Annotated in this window: 23 protein-coding genes; 8 read left to right on the top strand and 15 right to left on the bottom strand. The window is 39.6% G+C overall.

All coding sequences use genetic code 11. The features are described 5' to 3' along the window. Nucleotides 1-27: 27 nt before the first annotated feature. Entirely contained in the window at nucleotides 28-1,308 is a 1,281-nt protein-coding gene (gene fahA, locus EI546_RS06745) for a fumarylacetoacetase (protein ID WP_128249834.1), read from the bottom strand. Nucleotides 1,309-1,502: 194 nt separating this feature from the next. Here fahA and glyA point away from each other — a divergent pair, with 194 nt between their 5' ends. From glyA to EI546_RS06720, 5 genes are all read left to right on the top strand, one after another. Continuing rightward, a complete protein-coding gene (gene glyA, locus EI546_RS06740; protein WP_128249833.1) occupies nucleotides 1,503-2,777 on the top strand; it encodes a serine hydroxymethyltransferase in 1,275 nt (424 codons plus the stop codon). Between the two features lie 94 nt (nucleotides 2,778-2,871). Then, nucleotides 2,872-3,366, top strand: a complete 495-nt coding sequence (locus tag EI546_RS06735; protein ID WP_128249832.1) for a GNAT family N-acetyltransferase — start codon at nucleotides 2,872-2,874, stop codon at nucleotides 3,364-3,366. Nucleotides 3,367-3,485: 119 nt separating this feature from the next. Continuing rightward, the gene (locus tag EI546_RS06730; RefSeq protein ID WP_164905193.1) at nucleotides 3,486-4,082 is read left to right on the top strand and encodes an alpha/beta fold hydrolase; all 597 of its coding nucleotides are present in this window, start codon (nucleotides 3,486-3,488) and stop codon (nucleotides 4,080-4,082) included. A gap of 17 nt (nucleotides 4,083-4,099) precedes the next feature. Further along, nucleotides 4,100-4,579 (top strand): nucleoside deaminase, encoded by a 480-nt coding sequence (locus tag EI546_RS06725; RefSeq protein WP_128249830.1) that lies wholly within the window; start codon nucleotides 4,100-4,102, stop codon nucleotides 4,577-4,579. A 24-nt stretch (nucleotides 4,580-4,603) separates the two neighbouring features. Next, complete coding sequence (locus tag EI546_RS06720) at nucleotides 4,604-4,792, top strand: hypothetical protein (RefSeq protein ID WP_128249829.1); 189 nt, start codon at nucleotides 4,604-4,606, stop codon at nucleotides 4,790-4,792. Between the two features lie 25 nt (nucleotides 4,793-4,817). Here the strand turns inward: EI546_RS06720 and EI546_RS06715 are convergent, their stop codons facing one another. Beyond that, the gene (locus tag EI546_RS06715; protein ID WP_128249828.1) at nucleotides 4,818-7,238 is read right to left on the bottom strand and encodes an alpha-ketoacid dehydrogenase subunit alpha/beta; all 2,421 of its coding nucleotides are present in this window, start codon (nucleotides 7,236-7,238) and stop codon (nucleotides 4,818-4,820) included. A 168-nt stretch (nucleotides 7,239-7,406) separates the two neighbouring features. Next, on the bottom strand, nucleotides 7,407-7,787 hold the full coding sequence (locus tag EI546_RS06710; protein WP_128249827.1) for a hypothetical protein: 381 nt from the start codon (nucleotides 7,785-7,787) through the stop codon (nucleotides 7,407-7,409). A 579-nt stretch (nucleotides 7,788-8,366) separates the two neighbouring features. Here EI546_RS06710 and EI546_RS16580 point away from each other — a divergent pair. Next, complete coding sequence (locus EI546_RS16580; RefSeq protein ID WP_205649762.1) at nucleotides 8,367-8,630, top strand: DUF1016 N-terminal domain-containing protein; 264 nt, start codon at nucleotides 8,367-8,369, stop codon at nucleotides 8,628-8,630. Nucleotides 8,631-8,713: 83 nt separating this feature from the next. Further along, on the top strand, nucleotides 8,714-8,848 hold the full coding sequence (locus tag EI546_RS16720; RefSeq protein WP_410198319.1) for a DUF1016 N-terminal domain-containing protein: 135 nt from the start codon (nucleotides 8,714-8,716) through the stop codon (nucleotides 8,846-8,848). Nucleotides 8,849-8,878: 30 nt separating this feature from the next. On the opposite strand, the gene EI546_RS06700 is transcribed toward EI546_RS16720, so the two are convergent. The 8 genes from EI546_RS06700 to EI546_RS06665 form a co-directional block, all read right to left on the bottom strand. Continuing rightward, nucleotides 8,879-9,097 carry a hypothetical protein gene (locus EI546_RS06700; protein ID WP_128249826.1) on the bottom strand — a complete coding sequence of 73 codons (219 nt, stop codon included), beginning with the start codon at nucleotides 9,095-9,097 and terminating at the stop codon, nucleotides 8,879-8,881. A 309-nt stretch (nucleotides 9,098-9,406) separates the two neighbouring features. After that, a complete protein-coding gene (locus tag EI546_RS06695) occupies nucleotides 9,407-12,205 on the bottom strand; it encodes a gluzincin family metallopeptidase (protein ID WP_240673177.1) in 2,799 nt (932 codons plus the stop codon). A 17-nt stretch (nucleotides 12,206-12,222) separates the two neighbouring features. Beyond that, entirely contained in the window at nucleotides 12,223-13,476 is a 1,254-nt protein-coding gene (locus EI546_RS06690; protein WP_128249824.1) for a T9SS type A sorting domain-containing protein, read from the bottom strand. Between the two features lie 10 nt (nucleotides 13,477-13,486). Continuing rightward, nucleotides 13,487-14,173, bottom strand: a complete 687-nt coding sequence (locus EI546_RS06685; protein ID WP_128249823.1) for an LOG family protein — start codon at nucleotides 14,171-14,173, stop codon at nucleotides 13,487-13,489. Between the two features lie 29 nt (nucleotides 14,174-14,202). Beyond that, complete coding sequence (locus EI546_RS06680) at nucleotides 14,203-14,814, bottom strand: hypothetical protein (RefSeq protein ID WP_128249822.1); 612 nt, start codon at nucleotides 14,812-14,814, stop codon at nucleotides 14,203-14,205. 62 nt (nucleotides 14,815-14,876) lie between these two features. Beyond that, on the bottom strand, nucleotides 14,877-17,735 hold the full coding sequence (uvrA, locus tag EI546_RS06675) for an excinuclease ABC subunit UvrA (protein ID WP_128249821.1): 2,859 nt from the start codon (nucleotides 17,733-17,735) through the stop codon (nucleotides 14,877-14,879). Between the two features lie 564 nt (nucleotides 17,736-18,299). Continuing rightward, nucleotides 18,300-20,015, bottom strand: a complete 1,716-nt coding sequence (gene ggt, locus EI546_RS06670) for a gamma-glutamyltransferase (RefSeq protein ID WP_128249820.1) — start codon at nucleotides 20,013-20,015, stop codon at nucleotides 18,300-18,302. Continuing rightward, complete coding sequence (locus EI546_RS06665; protein ID WP_128249819.1) at nucleotides 20,012-20,596, bottom strand: acyl carrier protein phosphodiesterase; 585 nt, start codon at nucleotides 20,594-20,596, stop codon at nucleotides 20,012-20,014. Before EI546_RS06665 ends, ggt begins: the two co-directional genes overlap by 4 nt. A 119-nt stretch (nucleotides 20,597-20,715) precedes the next feature. On the opposite strand from EI546_RS06665, the gene glmM reads away from it, so the two are divergent. Then, complete coding sequence (gene glmM / locus EI546_RS06660) at nucleotides 20,716-22,104, top strand: phosphoglucosamine mutase (protein ID WP_128249818.1); 1,389 nt, start codon at nucleotides 20,716-20,718, stop codon at nucleotides 22,102-22,104. A 421-nt stretch (nucleotides 22,105-22,525) separates the two neighbouring features. Here the strand turns inward: glmM and EI546_RS06655 are convergent, their stop codons facing one another. The 4 genes from EI546_RS06655 to EI546_RS06640 all read right to left on the bottom strand — a co-directional run bounded on the left by EI546_RS06655 (nucleotide 22,526) and on the right by EI546_RS06640 (nucleotide 25,093). Then, on the bottom strand, nucleotides 22,526-23,419 hold the full coding sequence (locus EI546_RS06655; protein ID WP_240673176.1) for a DNA adenine methylase: 894 nt from the start codon (nucleotides 23,417-23,419) through the stop codon (nucleotides 22,526-22,528). Then, the gene (locus EI546_RS06650; RefSeq protein WP_128249817.1) at nucleotides 23,385-24,044 is read right to left on the bottom strand and encodes a thymidylate synthase; all 660 of its coding nucleotides are present in this window, start codon (nucleotides 24,042-24,044) and stop codon (nucleotides 23,385-23,387) included. Before EI546_RS06650 ends, EI546_RS06655 begins: the two co-directional genes overlap by 35 nt. A gap of 117 nt (nucleotides 24,045-24,161) precedes the next feature. After that, a complete protein-coding gene (locus EI546_RS06645) occupies nucleotides 24,162-24,584 on the bottom strand; it encodes a hypothetical protein (protein WP_128249816.1) in 423 nt (140 codons plus the stop codon). After that, nucleotides 24,581-25,093 (bottom strand): hypothetical protein, encoded by a 513-nt coding sequence (locus EI546_RS06640; RefSeq protein WP_128249815.1) that lies wholly within the window; start codon nucleotides 25,091-25,093, stop codon nucleotides 24,581-24,583. Before EI546_RS06640 ends, EI546_RS06645 begins: the two co-directional genes overlap by 4 nt.

Raw genomic sequence — 25,093 nt, 5'->3', positions numbered from 1 at the left:
CCTGAAATTTTAACCTGAAACCAAAAGCTACATCTCGATAGCTGGAAGAAGCTTTGTTCTACATTCCCCAAAACCGATACGTGTGTTTTTATTTTGACAGTAGGCTTTCATAACAACGGTGTCGTTATCATTTATAAACTTTCGTTCGGTGCCGTCGGATAGTTTTAAAGGTTTTTCCCCGCGCCAAGTAAGTTCGAGCATGGAACCGTAAGAGTCGGGGGTGGATCCTGATATGGTACCGCTACCCATCATATCGCCACTGTTTACGTTGCAACCGTTGATGGTGTGATGAGCCAGTTGCTGACTCATATTCCAGTACATATATTTAAAGTTGGAAGTACAGATTTTCGTTTCTTCCCCATCTTCAGGAGCAATATATACTTCTAGATTAATATCATAACTTTTCTTCCCTTTGGACTGAAGATAGGGAAGTGGCTTAACTTCTGGTTTTGGCCCTTCGACCCTGAAAGGTTCAAGTGCATCAAGGGTAACAATCCACGGAGAGATAGAAGAAGCAAAACTTTTTGCCAAAAAGGGTCCTAAAGGTACGTATTCCCACTTTTGAATATCCCGTGCGCTCCAGTCATTTAACAAAACAAGTCCAAAAATATATTCTTCAGCTTCATTTACAGGGATAGGTTCTCCCAAAACGTTTGCATCTGTAGTAATAAATGCCATTTCCAATTCAAAATCGACCAATTTGGATGGACCAAAAATAGGTTCGGATTTTTCGGGTGGTAAGGTCTGTCCCCAAGGACGACGAACGTTGATTTCACTTGGAATAATTGACGAGCTTCTTCCGTGGTATCCTACGGGAATATGGAGCCAGTTTGGCATAAGTGCATTTTCCTTTCCGCGAAACATGGTGCCCACATTTGTGGCGTGTTCCTTACTGGAGTAAAAATCCGTATAGTCTCCCACGTGAACAGGAAGTTGCATCTCTACTTCGTCAATAGTAAAAAGAATATGTTTTCTGTGTTTTTTATTGTCTCTTAGATCTGGGTTTTCTTTATCAAAAATATCCGCAATACGATCTCGTACCAAACGCCAGGTCTTTCTGCCATCGCTTATGAAATCGTTTAGGGTGTCCTGAAGAAAAATATCATCCGTAAGATCGATTCCCTTAAAATAGCCCAATTGGTGAAGCGCTCCCAGATCGATTGCATAATCCCCAATACGTGTCCCGATGGTAACAATATCATCTCGGGTCAGGAAAACACCGAATGGGATATTCTGTATGGGAAAATCTGTAACAGAGGGGATTTCCAACCAGGTTTTACGTTTTGGATCATTTGCGTTTATTGGCATGTCGGTAATTTTTTAGGCTTGTAAATTATCTTGGTTGGAAATTTCAGGATCTTAAGGATTCGAATGAAAATCCAATTGAAAATAGGTTTACAAGCAATGGTTTGTTTGTAAAAAGATAGTTCAAATATATATATTTCATTAGAGTTACCGAATGTAATTAGTATTTTTGGTATTAATTAACTTTTATAAAAATTATGCAACGCGACGAACAAATTTTTGAATTGATAGAAGACGAAAAACAACGTCAAATAAACGGTCTAGAACTGATTGCTTCAGAGAATTTTGTAAGTGATGAAGTGATGGAAGCTGCGGGATCGGTTTTGACCAATAAATATGCTGAAGGTTATCCCGGTAAACGATATTATGGAGGTTGTGAGGTAGTGGACCAAGTAGAACAAATTGCTATAGACAGAGCCAAGACCTTGTTTGGGGCCGAATATGCCAACGTGCAGCCCCATAGTGGCTCTCAGGCCAATACCGCAGTTTTTGCTGCCTGTCTTAAACCAGGTGAGAAGTTTTTGGGTTTTGATCTTTCACAGGGAGGGCATCTTACCCACGGCTCGCCAGTGAACTTCTCCGGACGTCTATATCAACCGGTTTTCTATGGTGTAGATAGAGATACGGAGCTTATCGACTATGATAAAGTGGAGGAAATAGCAGTCCGCGAAAAGCCAAAAATGATTATTGCTGGCGCATCTGCCTACTCACGGGAAATTGACTATAAAAGATTCCGCGAAATTGCGGATAAAGTAGGCGCAATATTGTTTGCGGATATTGCCCATCCAGCAGGCCTGATTGCTAAAGGTATTATGGGCGATCCATTACCCCATTGTCATGTAGTAACCACAACTACCCATAAAACATTGCGTGGCCCACGTGGAGGAATGATATTGATGGGAAAGGATTTTGACAATCCTTTTGGAATAAAGCTTAAAAACGGAAGTCTTAGAAAAATGAGCAGTCTTTTGGACAGTGCTGTTTTTCCCGGAAATCAAGGCGGCCCGTTAGAACATATTATCGCCGCTAAAGCCGTGGCTTTTAAAGAAGCTCTTTCCGATGAATTTCTTCATTATATGGTGCAGGTGAAAAAGAATGCCGCGCTAATGGCCAAACTTTTTATTGAAAAAGGATATCACGTAATTTCTGATGGTACCGATAATCATATGATGCTTATCGATCTTAGAAATAAAAATATATCTGGGAAGGATGCGGAGGAAGCCTTGGGCAAGGCGGATATAACCGTCAATAAAAACATGGTTCCCTTTGATGATAAGTCGCCGTTTGTAACCAGCGGTATCAGGGTAGGAACAGCCGCTGTAACAACTCGTGGTCTGGTGGAAAAGGATATGTCCAAAATAGTGGATCTGATAGATGATGCGCTGTCCAATTATGATGATGACGATAAACTTGAAAGTATTGCCGACCAGGTGAATGGGATGATGTCTGATTTACCCCTTTTTAAGATCTGATAATTTATTTCACATTGTAGTATTTTAATTTTGGATTCTTGTAAAATTTGTTTTTTGCGAGAATCCAAAGTTATATTCTTGTAATTCCTTTTTTATGTTTGAAACCGAACGTTTAAAGCTGAGGAATTTTACCCTAGAGGATGCATCTTTTGTCTATGAACTTATGAATAGCAAAGGATGGATAAAGAACATTGGTAACAGAAACATTAATTCTCTAGAAGATGCCGAAGATTATATTCGCATGAACCACTTTGACTGCTATCTGAGATATGGATATGGTCCTTATTTGGTAACTTTAAAAGGAACAGGAGCTTCCATTGGGACTGCGGGACTTTATAAGCGGGAGAATCTTGAACATCCCGATATTGGATTTGCTTTCCTGCCGGCCTATTGGAACAATGGCTTTGCATTTGAAGCGGCCAAAGCGGTTTTACAATATGCTTCAGAAAAATTGGGAATTACTAAAATCAGCGCGATTACACTTCCTACTAATTCCTCCTCTATTAAACTATTAAAAAAATTAGGTCTTAAAGAAATCGGGAATTATATTTATAAGGATGGAGAAAACCTATTGTTGTTCTCCAATTGAATTGGAATAATTATTTTGAAATGAACATCCAATTATTACTGTTACACGGAGCATGAGGAAGCCAGCAACAACTTTTACCGCTTCAGGAAATTCTTTCTGAAACAAGAGATGTTTATACCTTGGATTTTGAGGGACATGGCGATTTTAAGAGCGAATCCGATTTTTCTATTTCTTTATTTAGGGGGAATGTTATTTCATTCATAAAGAATAAAAATCTTACTAAGGTGGATATTTTTGGATATAGTATGGGAGGATATGTAGCTTTGGATTTCGCGTTACATCACCCTTCACGCGTTAAAAAAATTATAACCCTAGGAACTAAATTTTCGTGGAATCCCGATTTTGCGAGAATGGAAATCCAAAAGCTTGATCCTAAAAAGATCCAAGAAAAGGTTCCGGCCTTCGCTAACCAACTGGAAAACCTCCACGGAGAAGAAAACTGGCGTATGGTAGTATCGAAAACTGCTGACCTCATGCAGGATTTGGGAAACAATCCGCCCTTACAAGAATCTGAGTTCACTAAAATAAAAGCCCGAACGTTAATTTGTCTGGGTGAATTGGATAGAATGTCAACGGAGGAAGAGTCTATTAAAACTTCACAATCACTTCAAAATGGCAATTTTAAATCTGTAAAGAATTTTATACATCCCATTGAAGCAGTGCCAATGGGTGAACTGGCAGAAATAATCGAAACCTTTTTAAATCAAAAGGATTAACTATAACACTGAATTTAATGATAACGGAAAAAGATAGAGAATTTATAAAAAGAGCCATCGAACTTTCGAAAAAGGGAATGGACAATAATGCCGGCGGTCCCTTTGGAGCTTTGGTTGTTAAAGATGATAAGATAATTGCTGAAGGTTATAATCAAGTAACCTCTAATAATGATCCCACGGCCCACGCCGAAGTTGTGGCCATTCGTGAAGCTTGTAAAAAGCTAAATTCTTTTCAACTGGAGGATTGTATTGTTTATACTTCTTGCGAACCCTGTCCGATGTGTTTGGGTGCAATTTATTGGGCACGCCCCAAAGCGGTATTTTATGCTTGTACTAAAGAGGATGCTGCTGAAATAGGTTTTGATGATCAATTTATTTACGAGGAAATAGAAACCGATATCGGCAATAGAAAGATAAAATTTATCAATCTTGATAGAGAGGGTGGGAGAGAAGTATTCAAGAATTGGGAAAAGAAGAATGACCGAACCGATTATTGATTTTAATTGGACCCTAAAAAAACAATGGACAGAAATTATTTGCTTATTGCCGTTGCCATAATACTGATTGTTATGGGAATACGGGAATTAAACGATATTAATATTTCAGACGGCTCCCTTTTGTCTATTATAGGAGGGATTGCCTTTGTTCTGCTGGGAGTGGTCAACCTTAGAAGTGCTAAAAAGAAAGAGGAGGACAACGCCTCCTCTTAAACTCTATTAGCTTAAATATTTTTCATTAAATCAATTTTGGAAAGCGTTTGGGATCTGCTTCGTGCATGATTTCATAAACCTTTTCGTACACATCATCTACTGAAGGCTTGCTAAAATAGTCCCCATCGGTTCCATAAGGAGGACGGTGGGCCCTTGCAGTCAAGGTCTGTGGTTTGCTGTCCAAATATCGGTATCCGCCTTGTTCCTCTAGAATAGTGTTGAGAATATAGGAAGATGCACCTCCGGGAACGTCTTCATCAATTACCAAAACTCGATTTGTCTTTTTCAGACTTTCTACCATTTTGTGGTCAATATCTAAAGGCAATAATGATTGTACGTCGATTATTTCAACATCAATCCCGGCCTTTTCAAGTTCTTTGCCAGCCTCTTCTACAACGCGGATTGTACTTCCGTAAGAAACCAAGGTAATATCAGAACCTTCCTTAATGGTTTCTACTACTCCAATCGGAGTTCGTAACTCCCCAAGATTATTTGGCATTTTTTCTTTTAATCGGTAACCATTCAAACACTCAATTACAAGAGCTGGCTCATCCGTTTCTAGCAGGGTATTGTAGAAACCAGCTGCTTTTGTCATATTTCTTGGTACTAAAATATAAATACCCCGCAACAAATGAATCAACCCGCCCATCGGAGAGCCACTGTGCCAAATACCTTCCAATCTGTGCCCACGCGTCCGGATTATCAGGGGAGCCTTTTGTTTGCCGTTGGTACGGTAGCGCAAGGTTGCTAGATCATCGCTCATTATCTGAAGACAATACAACACATAATCAAGATATTGTATTTCTGCAATGGGTCGTAATCCACGTAAGGCCATACCGATACCTTGTCCTAAAATAGTAGCTTCCCTAATTCCGGAGTCTGCCACTCTTAGTTTTCCGTATTTTTCTTGAAGGCCTTCCAATCCTTGGTTTACATCTCCAATTTCTCCAGTATCTTCTCCAAAAATGAGGACATCGGGATGTTTCGCAAAAATGGCATCAAAGTTTTCCCGGAGTACCATTCGGCCATCTACCTCTTCTGCATCATCAGCATAAGTGGCTGGAACCTCTTTTACCGTTTTTGCATTTTCCGAGGCCTCAGAATAAAGATGGGCACTATATTTAGGTTGTATAGTTTCTTGGTAATTTGCGATCCAATCTTTTAATTGGTTTTTCTCTGGAGAATCTTCCTTAGTGACAAAGCGGAGTGCCTTACGTGCTGCGGCCAGGATATCCTTTCGCAGCGGCTCTTTATCAGAGGCTAAAGTGTTTTTTAAATCTTCAAGTTCCTCCTTATTTGAGCTATTTTCAGCTAAATTACCTAATAGCAAAATTGCTTCTTCTTTTTCTTGTTTTTGCGGAGCCAAAAATGCGTTCCAAGCAGCTGTTTTGCCGTCCCGTACTTTTTTCTTTATGTCTTTTTCAATCTCTGTTAAAGATTCCTCAGTAGCAATATCATTGCTTAGCATCCACTCGCGCATCTTTTTGTTGCAGTCCATGCCAACTTCCCATTCCAAACGTTCCTTGGTTTTATAACGTTCGTGAGATCCACTGGTACTGTGACCTTGGGGTTGGGTCAATTCTTGGACGTGGATAAGTACGGGCACGTGTTCTTCACGGGCAATTTGCGAGGCACGGTTGTAAACTTCTACCAGCTCGGGGTAATCCCAGCCTTTTACACGGATAATTTCGAAGCCTTTTTCATCCTCATTCCGTTGAAAACCTTTGAGTATTTCCGAAATATTTTCTTTGGTGGTCTGATATTTAGCGTGAACGGAAATTCCGTATTCATCATCCCAAACACTTACTACCATGGGAACTTGAAGTACACCGGCGGCATTTATGGTTTCCCAAAAAAGACCTTCACTGGTACTGGCGTTTCCGATAGTTCCCCAGGCAACTTCATTACCATTAATGGAGAAATTTGTTTTGTCCTCAATTCCCTTTACTTGCCTAAATATTTTAGAGGCTTGTGCCAATCCCAAAAGTCGGGGCATCTGTCCGGCGGTAGGAGAAATATCGGAGCTACTGTTTTTCTGTTCTGTAAGGTTTTTCCAGCTTCCATCCTCATTGAGAGTATGGGTAGCAAAATGTCCGCCCATCTGCCTTCCGGCGCTCATGGGATCAGAATTAATATCGGTATGTGCATAAAGACCTGCAAAAAATTGCTCAATAGTAAGCTTTCCAATGGCCATCATAAAGGTTTGGTCCCTATAATATCCACTTCGCCAATCTCCATTTTTAAAGGCTTTCGCCCAGGCCAACTGTGGCACTTCTTTCCCGTCGCCAAAAATTCCAAATTTGGCCTTTCCGGTTAGGACTTCACGACGACCTAAAAGACTACATTCCCTACTGGTAACAGCGATTTTGTAATCATTGAGTACGGATTCCTTAAAATCGTCAAAGGAAATTTCGCCATTGGTATTGGTCTCTGGGTCTGTCTGCATTTTCTTTATTTTAGATTTTACAAAAATAACGAAATTGAATGTGTCCCGCAAAGCAGAGTGGTGAATAAAACCTTGATTTATGGTAATGGGGGAAGATGAAGGTTTTTAAAATAAAAAAACCGTCAATTAACAATTGATTCAGCGGTTTCTTTGAAAAAAAAACAAAAGTTATAATTCTGTGGAGAGAGGACAGACCGTTTCTTGAGCATAATATTTATCTCCCACTTTATAAACTATACAGCACTTACCACTATCGTCGAATTCCTTAAAACATTTGCCAATTGAAAGACCACTTCCTTTGCACACCGTGTCGCCGGGCTTATTTTGGGTGTTGTTCCAGGCAAATTCCCAACCATCGTGAAGAGTGTATTCAATTTTATTGTCTTTTAAACTGCTTATGACAATAACATTCGTTTCCAAATTGGATTTTTGGAAAAGATCCGAAAGTTGTTTTTCTATTGGAATATCCGCACTGGTATCTGAAGAGCAAGCATTAAGGCCAGATACGACAACAAATGTGAAAAACAACAATTTGAGATAAGTTTTCATGATAAAATTTTTTAGACAGTACACATTCTTGCTACTCTTTTGTTTGGTGTCGGTTTTCACTTTATATACCCGACGTTGGATAAGCCAATCCTTTTCTTGGCCATTTTCAAATCCTATTGTTTTTAAGAAGGATCCTATCAAATTTAGGAAAATAAACTAATGATTTCATAATCAAATAACAATAAATTTTAAAATGAGAAATTATCTTTTTGATCTAATAAACTCGCGTACCAATAGGCGAGGAAGCAACAGAAATTGAAACCCGTGCAGCAGCACTTTAAACCAATCCGCGGCTTTCATTCCAGCGGCCATAATTTTTATCTGAATAGGGAATTTAAAAAAATAACCAGCCCATAACACCGTGTCCTATAATGAATGGCTTGTTCTCGCCTATTTACAAAGATCCTTGAGGATTTTCAATTCGGTTTTTATTTGCTAAATTAGGTACTTAAACACGCCATTAAAGATGCATTCCAAAGCCAGCTTTACACCACTTTCCAAATTTCGAACCCACTGCGTTCAAAATTGAATATTAATTATACTGGCTTAATAAAGTAATTATTGAAAGTAATATAGAAAATGGGTAAAGATTCTTTTCCAAAACGCCCAAACGCTGCTCCAACTTTTGTTTTGGAGATAAAAACATTAATTGACCAGGGCAAACAGGAAGTTGCGGTAGCTGTAAATGCAAGCATGATTCAATTGTATTGGAGTATAGGCAAACGCATTAATCAGGAAGTTTTAGAAAACAAAAGAGCGGAGTATGGTAAGCAGATTGTCTCTACACTGTCTGCCCAATTAACCCAAGAATACGGTAATTCATTTTCAGAAAAAAACATTTGAAGAATAATGCAATTTGCTGAAATTTTTCCAACAAAGGAGATTGTCGCTACACTGTGGCGACAATTAAGTTGGTCTCATTAAAAATGCTGCTACCAATTGAAGACCCATTAAAAAGATCATTTTACATGAAAATGTGCAAATTGGAAAAATGGAGCGTTCGAACTTTTAGACAACGAATAGATTCCATGCTATATAAAAGGACGGCCATCAGTAAATAACCTGATGAGACTATTCAAAATGAATTAAGATCATTTTGATTTTAAGATCTTTCGAATCAAAAGTCGTAGTAGCAACAGAAATGGAAATCCATGCAACAGCACATCAAACCAATCAGCCGCTTTCATGCCCACCGCACCACCTGCTATCCATTTAATCTTTCCCCAGATATGCGGTTCGGGGAAAAAGGGCGCCAGACCTAAGGTTAAGCAGAGAAGAACGACAATTCGCCAGTTGTTTAATAGTTGCATTTTTTTAATTATGAATTATGAATTATGAATTATGAATTATGAATTATGAATTATGAATTATGAATTATGAATTATGAATTATGAATTATGAATTTCCGTTAAACCCCCTGATCTCCCGAAGCAAGTTTGGGACAAGCTCTAAAGGGGAGTATAAAAATTGTAAATATATTTAAAATTGAAACTCTCTTTAGCTCCCTTTAGGGCGGGGGGATTTTTTTAATTATGAATTTTCAATTCTGAATTCTGAATTCTGAATTCTGAATTTTCAATTTTGATTTCTCCCGAAGCTATCGGGATCGTTTGCCCTCCCTAATACCACTTCCGCGTAAACAATCCCATCAAGGTTTTCGGACTTAAAGTGACTATAAACCTTATTCTCTCATCATAATGGGGTAAGCCTGGTTCAAAACCGAGGTTGGAGTATACGGGAAAATAGAGTTCAAAATAATCTGCTACCAGGCTTAAGCGAATTCCACTGTCAAAAACCGCAGAAACTCCTTCATTATGATTATGGACTAGGCCCACGTCGCCATAAGCATAAATCCATCTCCAAATATTCGTGTTGGCATTTATTGTTGTTATCCAACTGTTGGCGAAAGCTGGTTGTAATTGTGATTTAAATCCTCCTTCAGCAATAATCAGCTGTTGGCTAAAAAGTCCTGAGCTTTCACTTCTCCCATAATAATTATAATCAAACATATAATCAACGGCACGGTCTAGAGCGAAACTGAAATAATCTTCGTCATCGCGTGTGTCGTTAAAGAGAAACATACCTGCATAGAAACGCAGGTTGAGTTGACGGTTGTTTAGGAATAGTCTGCGATATTCCAAATCTACGGATACCTTACTGAATTTCGAGGATATTTGGTAATCTCCCGAGGCCTGGAAGAAATTTATAAGGTTGGAGTTGGAGTATATATACTGAATATTGAAAACATCATAATTGGGTTCTTGTTTTGTATCGGTTGGATCGTCATCGCGATGCACATTTACCGTTCGCAGGTTTAAATATTGTCTTTTGTTATTTCTGAGATCGGGATTCCGAAACAAGAAGGTGATATAGGGAGAAAAACGTCTATAAAAAAGACCTTTATCATAGGAGTTGTAACTTCCCGCAAAGCCATAGCGCATTGCATACAGATTATCTTCATCCATATCTTGAGTGTACCTGATAGAAGCACTGCCCACTATACTATTTGAACGCGCCGCATATTGAGGGGAAACACTATAACTAAGGGGTGTAGGAAGGAGGGTTCTATTGTTTAATCGTACTCCAGCCGAAATTCCGTCGTAGAGATTATATTGGAAAATGGGCATAAAAAACACCTGGGTATAATTTGGGTCTTCCATGTCGCGAAAGAGTCTAAATTGAATAGGTTTATTCAGTAGACCCTTAAGGTTTTTAAAATTATTTTTACGGTCGTATTCCGGAATTTCCCCTTCATAATTGAGGGCTAACTTTCTAATATCCTTGGAAGGGATTGTAATGGAAGTTATGCTGTCTATGGGTTCTGTCCAGGTCTTGAATACTACTTGCTTTTTATTAAGTCCATACAGAGAAACGGGTAGCTGGGTATTTCGTTTATTCCGAATAAATACTTTTAGGGAATCTCCGAGCTTTTCGACCTTTTTTATTTTGAAATCTATTGTGCTGCGAGTATCGACAAAGTCTTCAAAAAACCAATTTACAGGAAGGGTAGTATTTTTTGATACAACTTTTTCAAATTCCGAGGATTTTACCGGTTTCAGCTTGTTTTCGGAATAAAACTCTTTTATGCTCCGGTCCACCACATCATCGCCCAGAAACTCATTCAAATATCTAAGTCCGCTTCCACCGTAATAACCATTGGCTATATTTTTGTTGAACTTAAGTAAGGAGTCCTTTTCCATCGTAAGAGACTGATGGATATTTTGCCTCGCCATATTCTGATATAGAATTGAATATTGATCGTTAAACTCTACATCTGCCACGTGCGACCACCTAATTACCCACCAATCGCTCAAATTGCCTATAATCTTCATTTTCGGATAATATGTATTCACATATTCCATCATCAAATAAATTTGCAAGGCATCTTGTAACCAATAGTCCTTTCTCGGATCAAGAATAAGCGTATTGTTTATATATTGACGCGAAATAGTTTTTAGTTCTTCTATGTCGCGCTCAAAACCATCTGGGAATGGACTGATAAACCGTGGCAGTTGGTTAAGTCCGTACACCGGATTATTTTTGTAATCTGCCTCACTCAAAAGTATTTTATCAAAGGGGTACGGTCCTAACTTCGAATTTAAGAAATGGACGACCCTATCAGTGATAACTGCCTGCAACAATGGATTTACTCTTCGGGTCTGCAAGTTGGAAACCACATTTATTTTATCGGTTTCCACAGTTTCAAAAGTTGGGTTCTTTTCAATAAAAATATCGGCACTCATACGGTCTTTCCCAAAGAGTGTTGTGGTCTTAATGTTTTTGTTTCCATTGATAAAATTTTCGGAAACCAGGTCCAGATCAGAAGTAAGGGTATAAATACTTGGATAATGGAATGCAATGGAAAATTCTGAAGGAGTAAGATATAAATCGTCAATATTCTTGTTGCTATAAACGTGCCATTCGCCATCATATACCGCTGGCGAAATATACCAGTATCGCAGTTTGTAATCGTTGTCTTTGCTTACGCCAAAACGTGTAAATTTATCATCGGGTATTTTTACGGTATATTCAAGATTGAAAGTATAGCTCGAACCAGGTAAAACGGGTGAGTTTGGAATAATTCTCAGAATATCCACTTGTTCTCCTCGTTGCCATTGTAGGGGAGTCTGCGATTCAGAAAAAATTTTCTCGATATCGGTTCTTCCACGGTCCTTATCTTTCTCAAAATGAAAGGAACTATCATAATTCTCCGCAAAACGTTTGGCTAGCGGAGTCGTTTTTGATGAAAAACTATTCCCCCAGTCAAATAAAAATATTTCGTTTAAAGTGTCCTTAGAAGTGTTGAGATAGGTGATTCTTTGTTTAATTGAAATAGTCTTCTTTATTGGATCCAAAGTGGCATCAATGGAGAGGGTATGTTGCGCCGTACCGGAGAGCGTCCAACAAAAAAAAGTCAAGAAAATTAAATATCTAATTACCAAGTAGTCTTGAGAAATTTGATTGCGGGTGCATTTGGAAGATTCGATTTTATATAATAAATACCATTGGACAGTTGACTAATATCAATAGAGAAATATTGATGGTTTTCGGAATTTTGCTCCATTAACCGTTGACCAATCGTATTATATATTTGAAACGTAATTTTTTCAGAAACATTTGAACCCAAACGAAAATTTAATTTTTCAACGACAATAGTGGATTCCAGGATGATACTTTTATCTAGAGCGAAATCCTCCCCACTCAAAACTATTTCTTTGTTGGTTTCTACATCCATAACAATGGGCAGATGATCGCTCATATTGTAGAGGTTGTTCCGCAAAGTCTGACCGAAATCTCCATCGCAATCGGGACTGTTTATGCTATTATCAAAACAGTTCCCATTATTTCCGAAGGATTTGTAGGTTTCGGGAATATATTTCAGTTTTGGATCGGACAGCATGTTTTGGGAAATCAGAATAAAATCAAATCTGTCATCCAATCCGCCGCCCGCTCCAGCGCCAAAGGGGCCAGAGCTTATCCGTGTACTTTGCGAATGGATATCCTGAAATTCTGGATTGTCATGCCAACTGCCGGGACGATCTAGAGGATCGGCCATTACAATATTGTTGGAAACATTAAAAAGTTCCTGATAAGCAGGTTCAGTGTGGGTGTAGAGATTTAAATCGCCGGCAAAAAGCACATAGGAATGTGGATCCATGGTCTGAAGCTTGCTTGTAAAGTGCTGTACCATTTCCAGCCGAAGCTGTTTATTCGCGGTCCCTGGGCTTGATTTAAGATGGGTAACGAAAATCTCAAAATAAACGGGATCCGTTTCTTGATCGGCGGTACTGAGTTTAAGTTGGTAATAATTTATATCCCTCACCGAAGTTGGGATCACTTCCCAATTTTCTAGAGTAAAAATTCCTTTTCGGTAGAAAACCAGCTGTTGATGATCGGGATCTCCAGATTGGCTAGGTTCAAAAGGTGCCATCCTATAATTATTCCCCGTGCTATTTAAAGAAATATCGAGAATGAGGTTTGCACCATATTCGCTTTGGAGTTCGCATACCATAAAAATATCCGGTTGGTACTCGTTTAGAATATCCCGAAGAATTTGTGCTCTATTATTCGGCCAAGCAGAAGGAAAATCCAGAATATTATAAACCATTGTCTTTATGGTTCCCTGGGCGTTAACTCCAAAGGAAACCAGAATAAACAACAGCAGAATTGCTCTTCTGAATATCTTCATGGTTCCAAAATTAGAAATTCGGACTTAAGTTGTATTCGTTATAGAAATCATTGAGTATCTCCAACACCTCATCTTCCGTATCAACCAAATGTACCAGATCCAGATCTTCGGCATTTATATTATTATTGAATAATATCGCACTCTTTATCCATTCAAATAGACCCTTCCAAAACTCCGTGCCCACCAAAATGATAGGAAATTTTTCGATTTTATGTGTTTGGATTAAGGTTAAAGCTTCAAAAAACTCATCCAAGGTTCCAAAACCGCCAGGCATAACCACAAAGCCTTGAGAGTATTTTACGAACATCACCTTTCGGACAAAGAAATAGTCAAAATCTATGCTCTTATCGCTATCGATATAAGGATTGTCATGTTGTTCAAAGGGAAGGGCGATGTTCAATCCTACCGAAGTTCCACCCGCTAAATGCGCTCCCTTGTTTCCAGCCTCCATAATCCCTGGGCCACCGCCGGTAATAACCCCATATCCGTTTTCGGTAATCTTTTTGGCAATGCTTTCTGCCAATTTATAATATTCGTGGTCGGGCTTGGTGCGAGCGGAACCGAAAATCGATACACAAGGTCCTATTCGGCTCATCTTCTCGTATCCGTTAACAAATTCGCCCATTATTTTAAATATGGCCCAAGAGTCATTATTTTTTACTGCATTCCAATTTTTTGGTAATAGTTCGTTTCTCATTATTAAGTAATTCTTATTCTAATATTTTCTTATTTGTTGATATTTTCTAATTGGGAATTTATTTTGTCTATTTCCTCTTTAACTCTCTGTTCCGTTATAATTATGTCGCTCCCCAATACTTCAAAGATCACTATTATGTCTGCCACCTTTGAGTTTGAATCTATCGCCAACAACTTCTCCATTAGATTTTCTGAAAATTTAGTATACGAGTCAAAGTAGCTATAGGCTCGTGAAATGGCCTGAACTTCCTCTATATCCATTTCCTGAAAAATGCCACTGATTTTTGCGCTCTCAAAGGCGATATTATCCATTGATGCCATTCCTAGACCTGTCCAATGTGGCACTTTATTATGACGAAATGCTTGCTGGGTATAATAGTTCTCCATTGCCAAATCTGAAGGCAACTCTTTTTTTATACTGTCAAAAGAGGACTTTAATTTATAGTGGTACGCAATTGCCTTATCGAGTTTTTGGGAATTTGATTTTAACTCTCGATGTATAAAACCAATCGATTTTTTGATGTTTTTCTCTGTCCTGTTATTGTTCTGATAGGTGCTTATCATAATCCCCAAAAAAACACCAAATGCTACAATTAACAGCTCAATTAAATATTTTACAAATGGGATTCTAGAGTTCCTCATCACCTTTCAATTTTAAAAGACATAGTGCAATATAGTTAAAATTCGAGGTTAATTTTCGAATTCTAGTTCTCTTGCAGTTCCTTTTTAAGAAATCTGGCGGTGTAACTCTTTTTATTCTCAGCAATCTCTTCGGGAGTACCCGTTGCCACAATTTTCCCACCTTTGTTACCACCTTCTGGACCGATATCTATTAAATAATCCATTGTTTTTATTACGTCCATATTGTGTTCAATAATAAGGACAGTATTCCCTTTATCTGCCAATTGGTTTAACACTATTAGCAATACCCGAATATCCTCGAAATGTAGACCTGTGGTGGGTTCGTCCAGAATGTAAAATGTCTTTCCCGTGTCGCGTTTTGACAGCTCGGTGGCCAATTTTATTCGCTGGGCCTCACCTCCCGAAAGAGTGGTAGACTGTTGTCCTAGGGTAATGTAACCCAATCCCACATCTTTAATCGTTTTTATTTTCCGATATATTTTTGGGATATTCTCAAAAAAATCAGAGGCTTCATTGATGGTCATTTTAAGAACATCGTAAATGGATTTGCCCTTATATCGTATTTCCAAGGTTTCACGGTTGAAACGTTTTCCCTGACAGGTTTCGCACTCAACATAAACATCGGGTAAAAAGTTCATTTCAATAACCCTAAGTCCTGCACCTTTGCAGGTTTCACATCTTCCGCCGGGAACATTAAAACTGAATCGTCCCGGTTTATATCCCCGAATAAGAGCTTCCGGAGTCATTGCGAAAAGATTTCTGATTTCTGACCAAACACCGGTATAAGTTGCTGGATTACTTCGAGGCGTCCTACCAATTGGCGATTGGTCAATATTTATTACTTTGTCGATATGCTCTAATCCCTCAATTTTTTTATATGGCATGGGCCTTTTGACTCCGTTGAAAAAATGGGCATTTAAAATAGGGTAGAGGGTTTCATTGATAAGTGTAGATTTTCCACTGCCCGAAACCCCGGTTATACCTATCATTTTTCCCAGAGGAAATTCGACGGACACATTTTTTAAATTGTTTCCCGTTGCTCCTTTAAGCATTAAGGATTTTCCATTTCCCTCTCTATGCTTTTGAGGAATTTCAATTTTTTTCGTTCCGTTTAGATAATCTGCAGTTAGCGTTTTCTGGTTCTTAATTTCGTCAGGTGAGCCTACGGAAACGATTTCTCCCCCATGACGTCCAGCTGCCGGTCCGATATCTATTACGTAATCGGCACTTTCAATCATATCCTTATCGTGTTCAACAACAAGAACAGAATTTCCAATGTCCCTTAAGTTTTGTAAGGAATATATCAGCCGTTCGTTGTCGCGTTGGTGTAGGCCAATACTCGGTTCATCCAGAATATAAAGCACTCCCACCAATTGCGATCCTATTTGTGTTGCCAACCGTATTCGCTGTGCTTCTCCCCCCGATAAGGATTTGGAACCTCGGTCCAACGCCAAATAGGTTAGGCCTACATCGATTAGAAATTGTAATCTCGTACGGACTTCCTTGATGATCTCGGAAGCGATTTTTCTTTGGGTCTCTGATAGATTTTTATCAAGATCCTTAAACCATGCAGCCAATTCCAGAATATCCATCTGGGCCAATTCGGCTATGTTTTTTCCGTTGACTTTAAAATAAAGAGATTCCTTTCTTAACCGTGTACCATTACATTCGGGACAGGGAATTTTCTCCATATAATCCTTGGCCCAACGTTTTAAGGATTTGGTTTCATTTGCTTCAAAGGTATTTTGGATAAATGTAGCTACCCCTTCAAAATCTATTTTGTAATTGCGGGTTATACCTAATGCCTTGGAATTGATTTCAAACTTCTCATTTCCTCCAAAAAAGATAATATTCTTGGCTTCCTGTGGAATGGTTTCCCACGGGTCCGTAAGTTTGAAGTTAAAGCGTTCGGCAATCAGCTCCAGTTGTTTAAATATCCAATTGTTCTTTTGAGGTCCGTGCGGTGCCAAAGCTCCTTTTTTTATTGAGAGTTTTGGGTTTGGAACAATTTTAAGGAGATTGACTTCGTATAATTTTCCCAGACCTTTGCAGCGGGGGCACATGCCTTTTGGGGAGTTAAATGAAAAATTATTCGGCTCAGGATTTGGATAAGAAATACCCGAGCTCGGGCACATTAAAGACCTACTAAAATACCGAGTTTCTCCACTATCGTTATCAAGTACCTGTAACACATCATCACCGTGGTACATTGCAGTAGTTATGGTTTCGGTAATGCGCTTATCAAGATTTTTGTCAGAATCAGTTTCTGAAGAATTATTCGGAATTTTAAGACGGTCGATAACAATTTCAATATCATGGTTTTTGTACCGATCAACCTTCATTCCTTTTACGATTTCCCGTACTTCACCGTCAACTCTTACCTTTACAAAACCCTGTTTGGCAATTTGCTCAAATAGTTCGCGATAATGACCTTTTCTGGAACGCACTACCGGAGCAAGGACACTCACTTTTTTATCGGCAAAATCGCTAATGATAAGTTCCTTAATTTGATCATCGCTATAGCTTACCATTTTCTCACCGGTATTATAACTATAGGCATCGCTGGCACGTGCGTATAAAAGTCGGAGAAAATCGTAGATTTCGGTAATGGTTCCCACTGTAGAACGTGGGCTTTTACTCGTTGTTTTTTGTTCAATGGCAATAACAGGGGAAAGTCCCTCTATTTTATCCACATCAGGGCGCTCAAGACTTCCAAGGAATTGGCGCGCATAAGCGGAAAATGTTTCGATATACCGGCGCTGACCTTCGGCGTAAATAGTATCAAAAGCCAAGGAAGATTTTCCGCTGCCGGAAAGACCCGTAATAACAACCAATTTATCTCTAGGAATACGAACATCGATGTCCTTTAAATTGTGCACTCTGGCACCCAATACTTCAATAAAGTCCTCGTTTTTTGACATAGTTTGCAAAGGTACTTAATTGAACCGAAATTTCAGGTTGCAAGTAGTTTACGTCTTGTTAATATTTATGGAATTTTGGAGGGACCCGTTGGTGGTGATTGACGTTTAGAACCACGACCGTTCGCTTTGCTCACTGCACGAACCACGACTGGTTGGGATGAGTGCTTCTCGCAAAGCAGCCTCGTAAATTGATCTCTGTTCTCTGGTCTCTGCTCTCTTCTATTTTGTCTAAAATTTAAAGGGACCGCCTTGGCTCTTGGTTCTTGGCTCTCAATTAAGAAGATTGACTTTTAGAACCACGACCGTTCGCTTTGCTAACTGCACGAACCACGACTAGGAGTGCTGTATTTCTCGCAAAGCCGCGAAGTAAATTGATCTCTGTTCTCTGCTATTTTGTCTAAAATTTAAAGGGACCGCCTTGGCTCTTGGTTCTTGGCTCTCAATTAAGAAGATTGACTTTTAGAGCCACGACCGTTCGCTTTGCTCACTGCACGAATCACGACTAGGAGTGCTGTATTTCTCAGCTTCCAGCACCTATCGGTTAGTTTCCAGCTTCTTCAAAAATCAATATCCAACCGCGGCATCATCTCCACGGAAATCAGCACCTCCTTCTAATTTTCCGTTGGGAAGGATGTGGATGGCATCTACTTTTCCAATTATAGGATCGGTTTCGGAATTTTCGGGATATCCTTTTTTTTGTAAATCTGAAATCAATTCCTTTGGAAATCTATCAAATTCATATCGAATGGCATCGGGAAGCCATTGATGGTGGAATCGAGGAGCGTCAACCGCTTCTTGCATATTCATCTTGAACTCATATACATTCAAAATGGTTTGTGCCACGGAAGTAATAATCGTTGAGCCGCCAGGAGTTCCAACAACCATCCACAGTTTTCCGTCTTTTTCGACGATGGTGGGAGTCATTGAGCTTAGCATTCGTTTTTGTGGAGCTATGGCGTTTGCTTTTCCTCCTATCATTCCATAAATATTGGGAACTCCCGGTTTTGAGCTAAAGTCGTCCATTTCGTTGTTTAAAAAGAAACCCAGATCGTTAACATACAACTTAGATCCATAAGCTGAATTGAGAGTTGTGGTAACGGAAACAGCATTTCCAAAAGAATCCACAATGGAATAATGTGTGGTCTGCGGACTTTCAAATCCAACAATTTTCCCAGGTTTTATAGTAGAAGAAGGAGTAGCGGCATCAAAAGAAAAACTGCTCATTCTTTGTGATAAATAGTTGTCTGAGAGTAATGAATCAATAGGAATTTCAACAAAGTCTGGATCGCCCAGGTAATAACTCCTATCCGCATACGCACGGCGTTCTGCCTCGGCGAGAACTTGGATATACTTTTCACTGTTATGTCCATATTCTGATAAAGGATATGGTTCTACCATTTTTAGGATTTGCGCAAGGCAGATTCCACCGCTGGATGGGGGAGGCATGGAAATAATCTTTAAATCTTTATAACTGAACACAATGGGATCGCGCCATTTGGCTTCATAGGCTTCCAAATCGTCCATAGTTATTATGCCGCCCTTATCTTTTAAGAATTGAACCAATTTTTCTCCCGTTTCTCCTCCGTAAAACTCAAAACGTCCGTGCTCCACCATCCGTTCCAAAGTTTTTGCCAAAGCCATATTCTTCAAGGTGTCACCAGTTTTAAAACTTTCTGTAAAAATTGATTTTCCATTATTTGTTTTTTCAAATTGCGGTTTATATTCCTGCAATCTTTCCGCCTGTTGCTCGGTAATGACAAAGCCCTTTTTCGCTAGTTCAATTACCGGTTTTAGAATTATCTCAATAGGGAGACTTCCAAATTTTTCGTGTGCCGCGAATATTCCTGCTACTGTCCCCGGAACCCCGACGGCCAGTCCTCCTAACGTGCTTTTTTCGGGATTAAAATTCCCGTTTTTATCCAAGTACATTTTTTCCGTGGCTGCAAGGGGAGCTTTTTCGCGATAGTCCAAGGAGCCAATTTCGCCATACTGTGTTCTATATACCATAAAACCGCCACCACCGAGATTTCCGGCGTACGGAAAGCACACCGCCAGCGCCATTTCCGTGGCCACCATAGCGTCAAAGGCATTACCCCCCATCTTTAGGATTTCAGTGCCAATTTGGGAAGCCTCTTTTCTTGCGGAAACGACCATGGAGCTATCGGCGAGGGTCGCATGAATGTGTTTTATGGGAGGTTCAGGAATTACCTCTTGAAATGTTTGGTTTTCTTTACAGGAAAGGAATGATAAAAACAGAATCAGAATGTAACTTATTTTCATAGTTCGCTACGTTTTTGTTCGCTAAATGCTCTCAATTCTTCAAAAAAGTCGGTGAATTCATTTTCGAATTCGTCATAATATTCTACGAGCTCAGTAACCGCTTCGTCCATCCTCGCTACTCCTTTTGTACGCACATTCATTTGGGCTAGGATTTTCCCAATTCCGGGAATTGTTGCATAGTTCACCAACCAATTATCAGCAATCATATACGGCATCATCCTTTGAATTCGAGCGGGAAGAGAGGTAAAGTTTCTTCGCAATAAACCATAGAAATCCTGCACATATTCGTCCAAAGGTTGTTGGGAATATTTGTTCCAATTCTTGGCCAAAAAATGATCGTAAAGAATATCGACAATTACCCCACTGTAATGTCCATAATTCTCGTGAAGCTTGGCGGTACTTTGGTGAACGATTGGATGAGCGTCGGTGAAAGTATCTATTTCACGGTGCAAAAGAATGCCTTTGGCTATCCCCTTGGGAAAATTGAGATACCGCTTTCCCTTGATGCCATCGGCTATAAAATTACCGATGGTAACATCATCGTCATTGCCGGAAAGATAGATATGGGCTAAAAAATTCATTCAATAAATATATGTATTTTTGCGCCGGAATAATTTACGATATACGATATAAAATTTACGATTTTAAATTGATAAAATAATATATCCCGAATTAACGGATCACCAATCACAAGATAATTATGACTTTAATAAAATCAATTTCAGGAATCCGAGGTACTATTGGAGGAACGCAAGGAGAAAATTTAACCCCAATTGATGCCGTAAAATATGCCGCCGCTTATGGAAGTTGGGTAAAACAGCAACGAAACAAGGAAACGCATAGAGTAGTAGTGGGGAGGGATGCACGGATTTCAGGTGAAATGATACAGCAACTTGTAATGAACACTTTGGTAGGAATGGGAATCACGGTTATCGACCTAAATCTTTCCACAACTCCTACGGTGGAAATGGCAGTGATGTTGGAACATGCGGACGGAGGAATTATTCTAACCGCAAGTCATAATCCAAAACAGTGGAATGCATTAAAGCTTTTAAATAATAAAGGGGAATTTTTAAGTGCTTCCGACGGTCAGAAAATCTTGGATATTGCCGAAGGATCAGATATTGAATTTGCCGAAGTAGATGATTTGGGAGAAATCCACCGAAACGATGCCTATATCGATATTCATATTGATGAGATTTTGGAACTGCCCTTGGTAAATGCAAGAGCCATTAAAAGCTGTAATTTTAAAGTGGTTGTCGATGCTGTTAACTCTACGGGAGGGATTGCAATTCCAGCATTATTGGAAGCCTTGGGCGTAGAACCTATTAAATTATATTGTACTCCAAACGGTCAGTTTCCACACAATCCCGAACCTTTACAGGAACATTTGGGCGATCTGATGAAAATGGTGGTCGATGAAAAAGCTGACTTCGGAATTGTAGTAGATCCTGATGTGGACCGACTTGCATTTGTAGATGAAAACGGCGAAATGTTTGGGGAAGAATATACGCTAGTTGCGGTTGCGGATTATGTACTGCAAAACACACCCGGGAATACGGTTTCCAATATGTCCTCATCCCGTGCTTTGCGAGATGTTACCGAAAAGCATGGAGGCACTTATACTGCGAGTGCCGTTGGAGAGGTTAACGTAGTGGAAAAAATGAAAGAAACCAATGCCGTTATTGGAGGCGAGGGCAATGGAGGAATCATTTATCCAGAACTGCATTACGGTCGCGATAGTTTGGTGGGAGTAGCTTTGTTTTTAAGCTTTTTGGCAGAAGAGAAAACCACCGTTAGCGAAATCCGAAAAAAATACACTTCTTATTTTATGAGCAAAAAGAAAATCGAACTGACTCCACAGTTGGATGTAGATGCGATTTTGAAATCTATGGAAGAAAAATATGTCTCTGAAAATATTAATACGATCGATGGCGTAAAAATCGATTTCGCTGAAAACTGGGTCCATCTTAGAAAATCAAATACCGAACCTATCATCCGAATCTATACCGAAGCAAAATCCCAAAAGGAAGCAGATAATCTTGCAGATAGAATTATTGGGGAGATCAAGGCTGTGGCGGGGGTTTAGTGTTCATTAGTCAATAGTAGTTAGTAGTCAGTAGTGAATAGTAGTTTTTTCACTCATAACTCCTAACCCCTAACTCATAACGAGTTGTTAGTTGGTGGACAGTAGAATTTTTTTCACTCATCACTCATCACTCATCACTCATCACTCATAACTGGAAAAAGTGTTCAGTAATGCGAGTTGTGAGTTGGTGGACAGTAGAATTTTGATTCACTCATCACTCACCACTCATCACTCATAACTCATAACTCATAACTGGAAAAAGTGGTCAGTAATGCGAGTTGTTAGTTAGTGGACAGTAGATTTTTTTTTCACTCATCACTCATCACTCATCTATAATCGCGAAACCAATTTGTACACAATCCGAATCTAATTTGTACATTCCAACCCCAAAAGTACAACTTAAAATAGCATTAAAAGCCCCTTAATCTGGGCTTTCCTTATTCTTATACAGCATGATGTCCGTGTAGCCTGAATTATAGTTCACGCTGCCACCTGTGGTATTGATGGTTGCTCCAGCAAACGGATTGCCGACGTGCGTCCGGGTCTCTATCCATTCACAAAGCTCAACGATCTGGCTCTTGTTACTCGTGAAGTAAAAATAATTGGAGTCATCCAAGACATTCAAAACATCAAGGTAATCCCGCAATTTCCAGTAACTCTCACTTTTGTAAGTCTTGGTGTCTGTACTAAGATAGGGCGGGTCAACAAGAAAAACCACATCGGCCTGTTGGTGCTGATTGTACAGTTTTCTATAGTCACCCTGGACACGCTCAACGCCCTCTAGATATCCTGTAGCATCAAAGTCAGCAGTCCGGACACAATTATAAAACGTTTCCTTCTCGAACTCCTCAAAATTGGTAGCATAATTTCCACTAAACAACAAACTTGCTGAAAGACTCACATAGTCTACAAATCCATACAAGTCCTCATGCTGTTTAACCACCCCCAGAACGTTTGGGCGGAGCGACAGTGGCAATCGCTCATTTTTAGACAGACCATGCACGATGGGCCGCAATCCAGCCAAAAGTATATTGGTCTGTGGAATCGCTTCCAAACGGGCGGCATAATTGTCATAATCGTTCCAAATCACACGTGCATTTGGGTACTGCTGCTTAACCGTGTGCGCCAGCAAGCCCGAACCGCCAAATAAGTCCACATATATCGCATCTGTTTTAAAGCTGTTTAAAGCTTCTTTAAATTGTTTTAAAAACCGTCTTTTTTGCCCCTGAAAAGGTAGTGGGGCTTGTGTAAATTTTTTCACTTTTTTTATCATTTTTAAATTATACATTAAGATTAAAACTAACTTTTTGGCCATCCAAAATTCCTTTTGTTGGCTCAATATTATTCTCATAAATATGAACATTCGCCAAATAAAGCGTTATAGATCGCAAGGGCGCATCTATCTGCTTACTGATCAAATACAGGTGATAAATATCCGCAGGAAGCCCTAACGAAGCATCAGAGCTTCTTTGGTACGCACTCATTACTAGCTTCCCCTTATCAATTTGGAATTGTATTAAACTCAAGCACGGCTGTTGATTACTCTCAGCGTTCGTCTGGCCAAGAAATAGCACGTAATTCTTACTATTGCGTTTCTCCTTGTTAATCTTATCGATTAACTGCGGTAACTGCTCAAAGTACGTTGGGTAGCTGTTGACCAAAATAGGACCACAATAGTCCCACCAGTTCACGCCAATTTCACGGTAACGTTCCGTAAGTCTTTCGCCTTTTTGGAAAAGCTCCAGTTCGCTTCTTAGTTTATTCCTGGCAACCGCATGCCCCTCGAAGATTTCAAGAAGGTCAACAGGCTTGAGCCTTAAAGCCTCATTCAGTAGATAGCGAATGTTGCCTTTTTTGTTCTTTTGTAGTTTTCCTTTTTCAAGGATTTTTTGAAGCACCGAGTGGTACTTATTCTGTCTCGTTTTTGTTATATTTGTCATCTCTCACAATTAAAAATGCACTTGTACTCTTATCTAAGGCTTTTGGCCCTCGATAATTTGCCAAGTGCATTACTTTTTTTAGTTGTGAGAGATTAAGAAGAGAACGTCGGGGGCTTTCTATTTGCCACCTGCAGATATCTTTTTCAGCCGTTCATCCTTCGCCCTATAAAGATCAAACTCGAGTTTCAGGGCGTTATATTTTTCGCGCCAATTGTTTATATCGGCCCTAAGTTCCTTGTTTTCCTTATGGAGGGTTCTAAGGTCTTTTCTTTGCTCTATGTTTTCCTTCTTTACGGCGTTGAGCTCCTCCCGTATTATTCTAATCTGATCCTGGAGCTCCTTGTACTGTAGCTTGTAATCACCAACAAAAGAGCCGTAAAGTTCTTTAATCGCCATGACCGCTTCGGCATCTTTCTGCTCGGCGGTGGCGGTGGCTTCTTTAACTTCGATCCGCTTTAGCTTCCACGCAACGAGACCGCCACCGCTAATGAACAGTATTATTCCGGCAATGGCCTCCCAATGTTCCAGTATATATATCATGACACCATTTCCGCGTTATTGACTGTAAACAAAGCTGCATAATAAGCGGCCTTAAAGGCATCTATTTTTGTATCTGCCAATGCATACGTTCCGGTTGTTGTAATAAGACTTGTTGAAGGTGGGGTCGCTTCTATCACGGCGGCATAAACAGCCCTTGCAGCTGGGGTCAATGGAAATTCTTTTCCATCAAAGACAAAAGTGCCCTCATCCAGGACATTGCCCACCCTTCTCGTTTTTTGGTACTCCAGGGCTTTTGCAAGATCAGCTTGTTGTTTTGTGATCTCGCTCGCCGGACGTGCCTCTAAATTTCCATTGAAAACACGCTGATGGCATATTCCATATTGATAGCTTATATATCCCGGATCGGCAGGATCGGTAAGCTGATCCTCGGTCACAACCAAGGGAGAATTTTCCAATCCCAGTTCTTGGAGGTCTTCCAGGCTATCGGCTACAAGATTGAATAGAACAAAAGGACGGTAATCGGTTTCGTATGCGATATAATATTTCAT

Source organism: Aequorivita sp. H23M31 (assembly GCF_004022485.1).
In the GTDB taxonomy this organism is placed as follows: domain Bacteria; phylum Bacteroidota; class Bacteroidia; order Flavobacteriales; family Flavobacteriaceae; genus Aequorivita; species Aequorivita ciconiae.
Note: the sequence above shows the minus strand (reverse complement) of the source record. Positions and strands in the feature narration are given on the sequence as shown.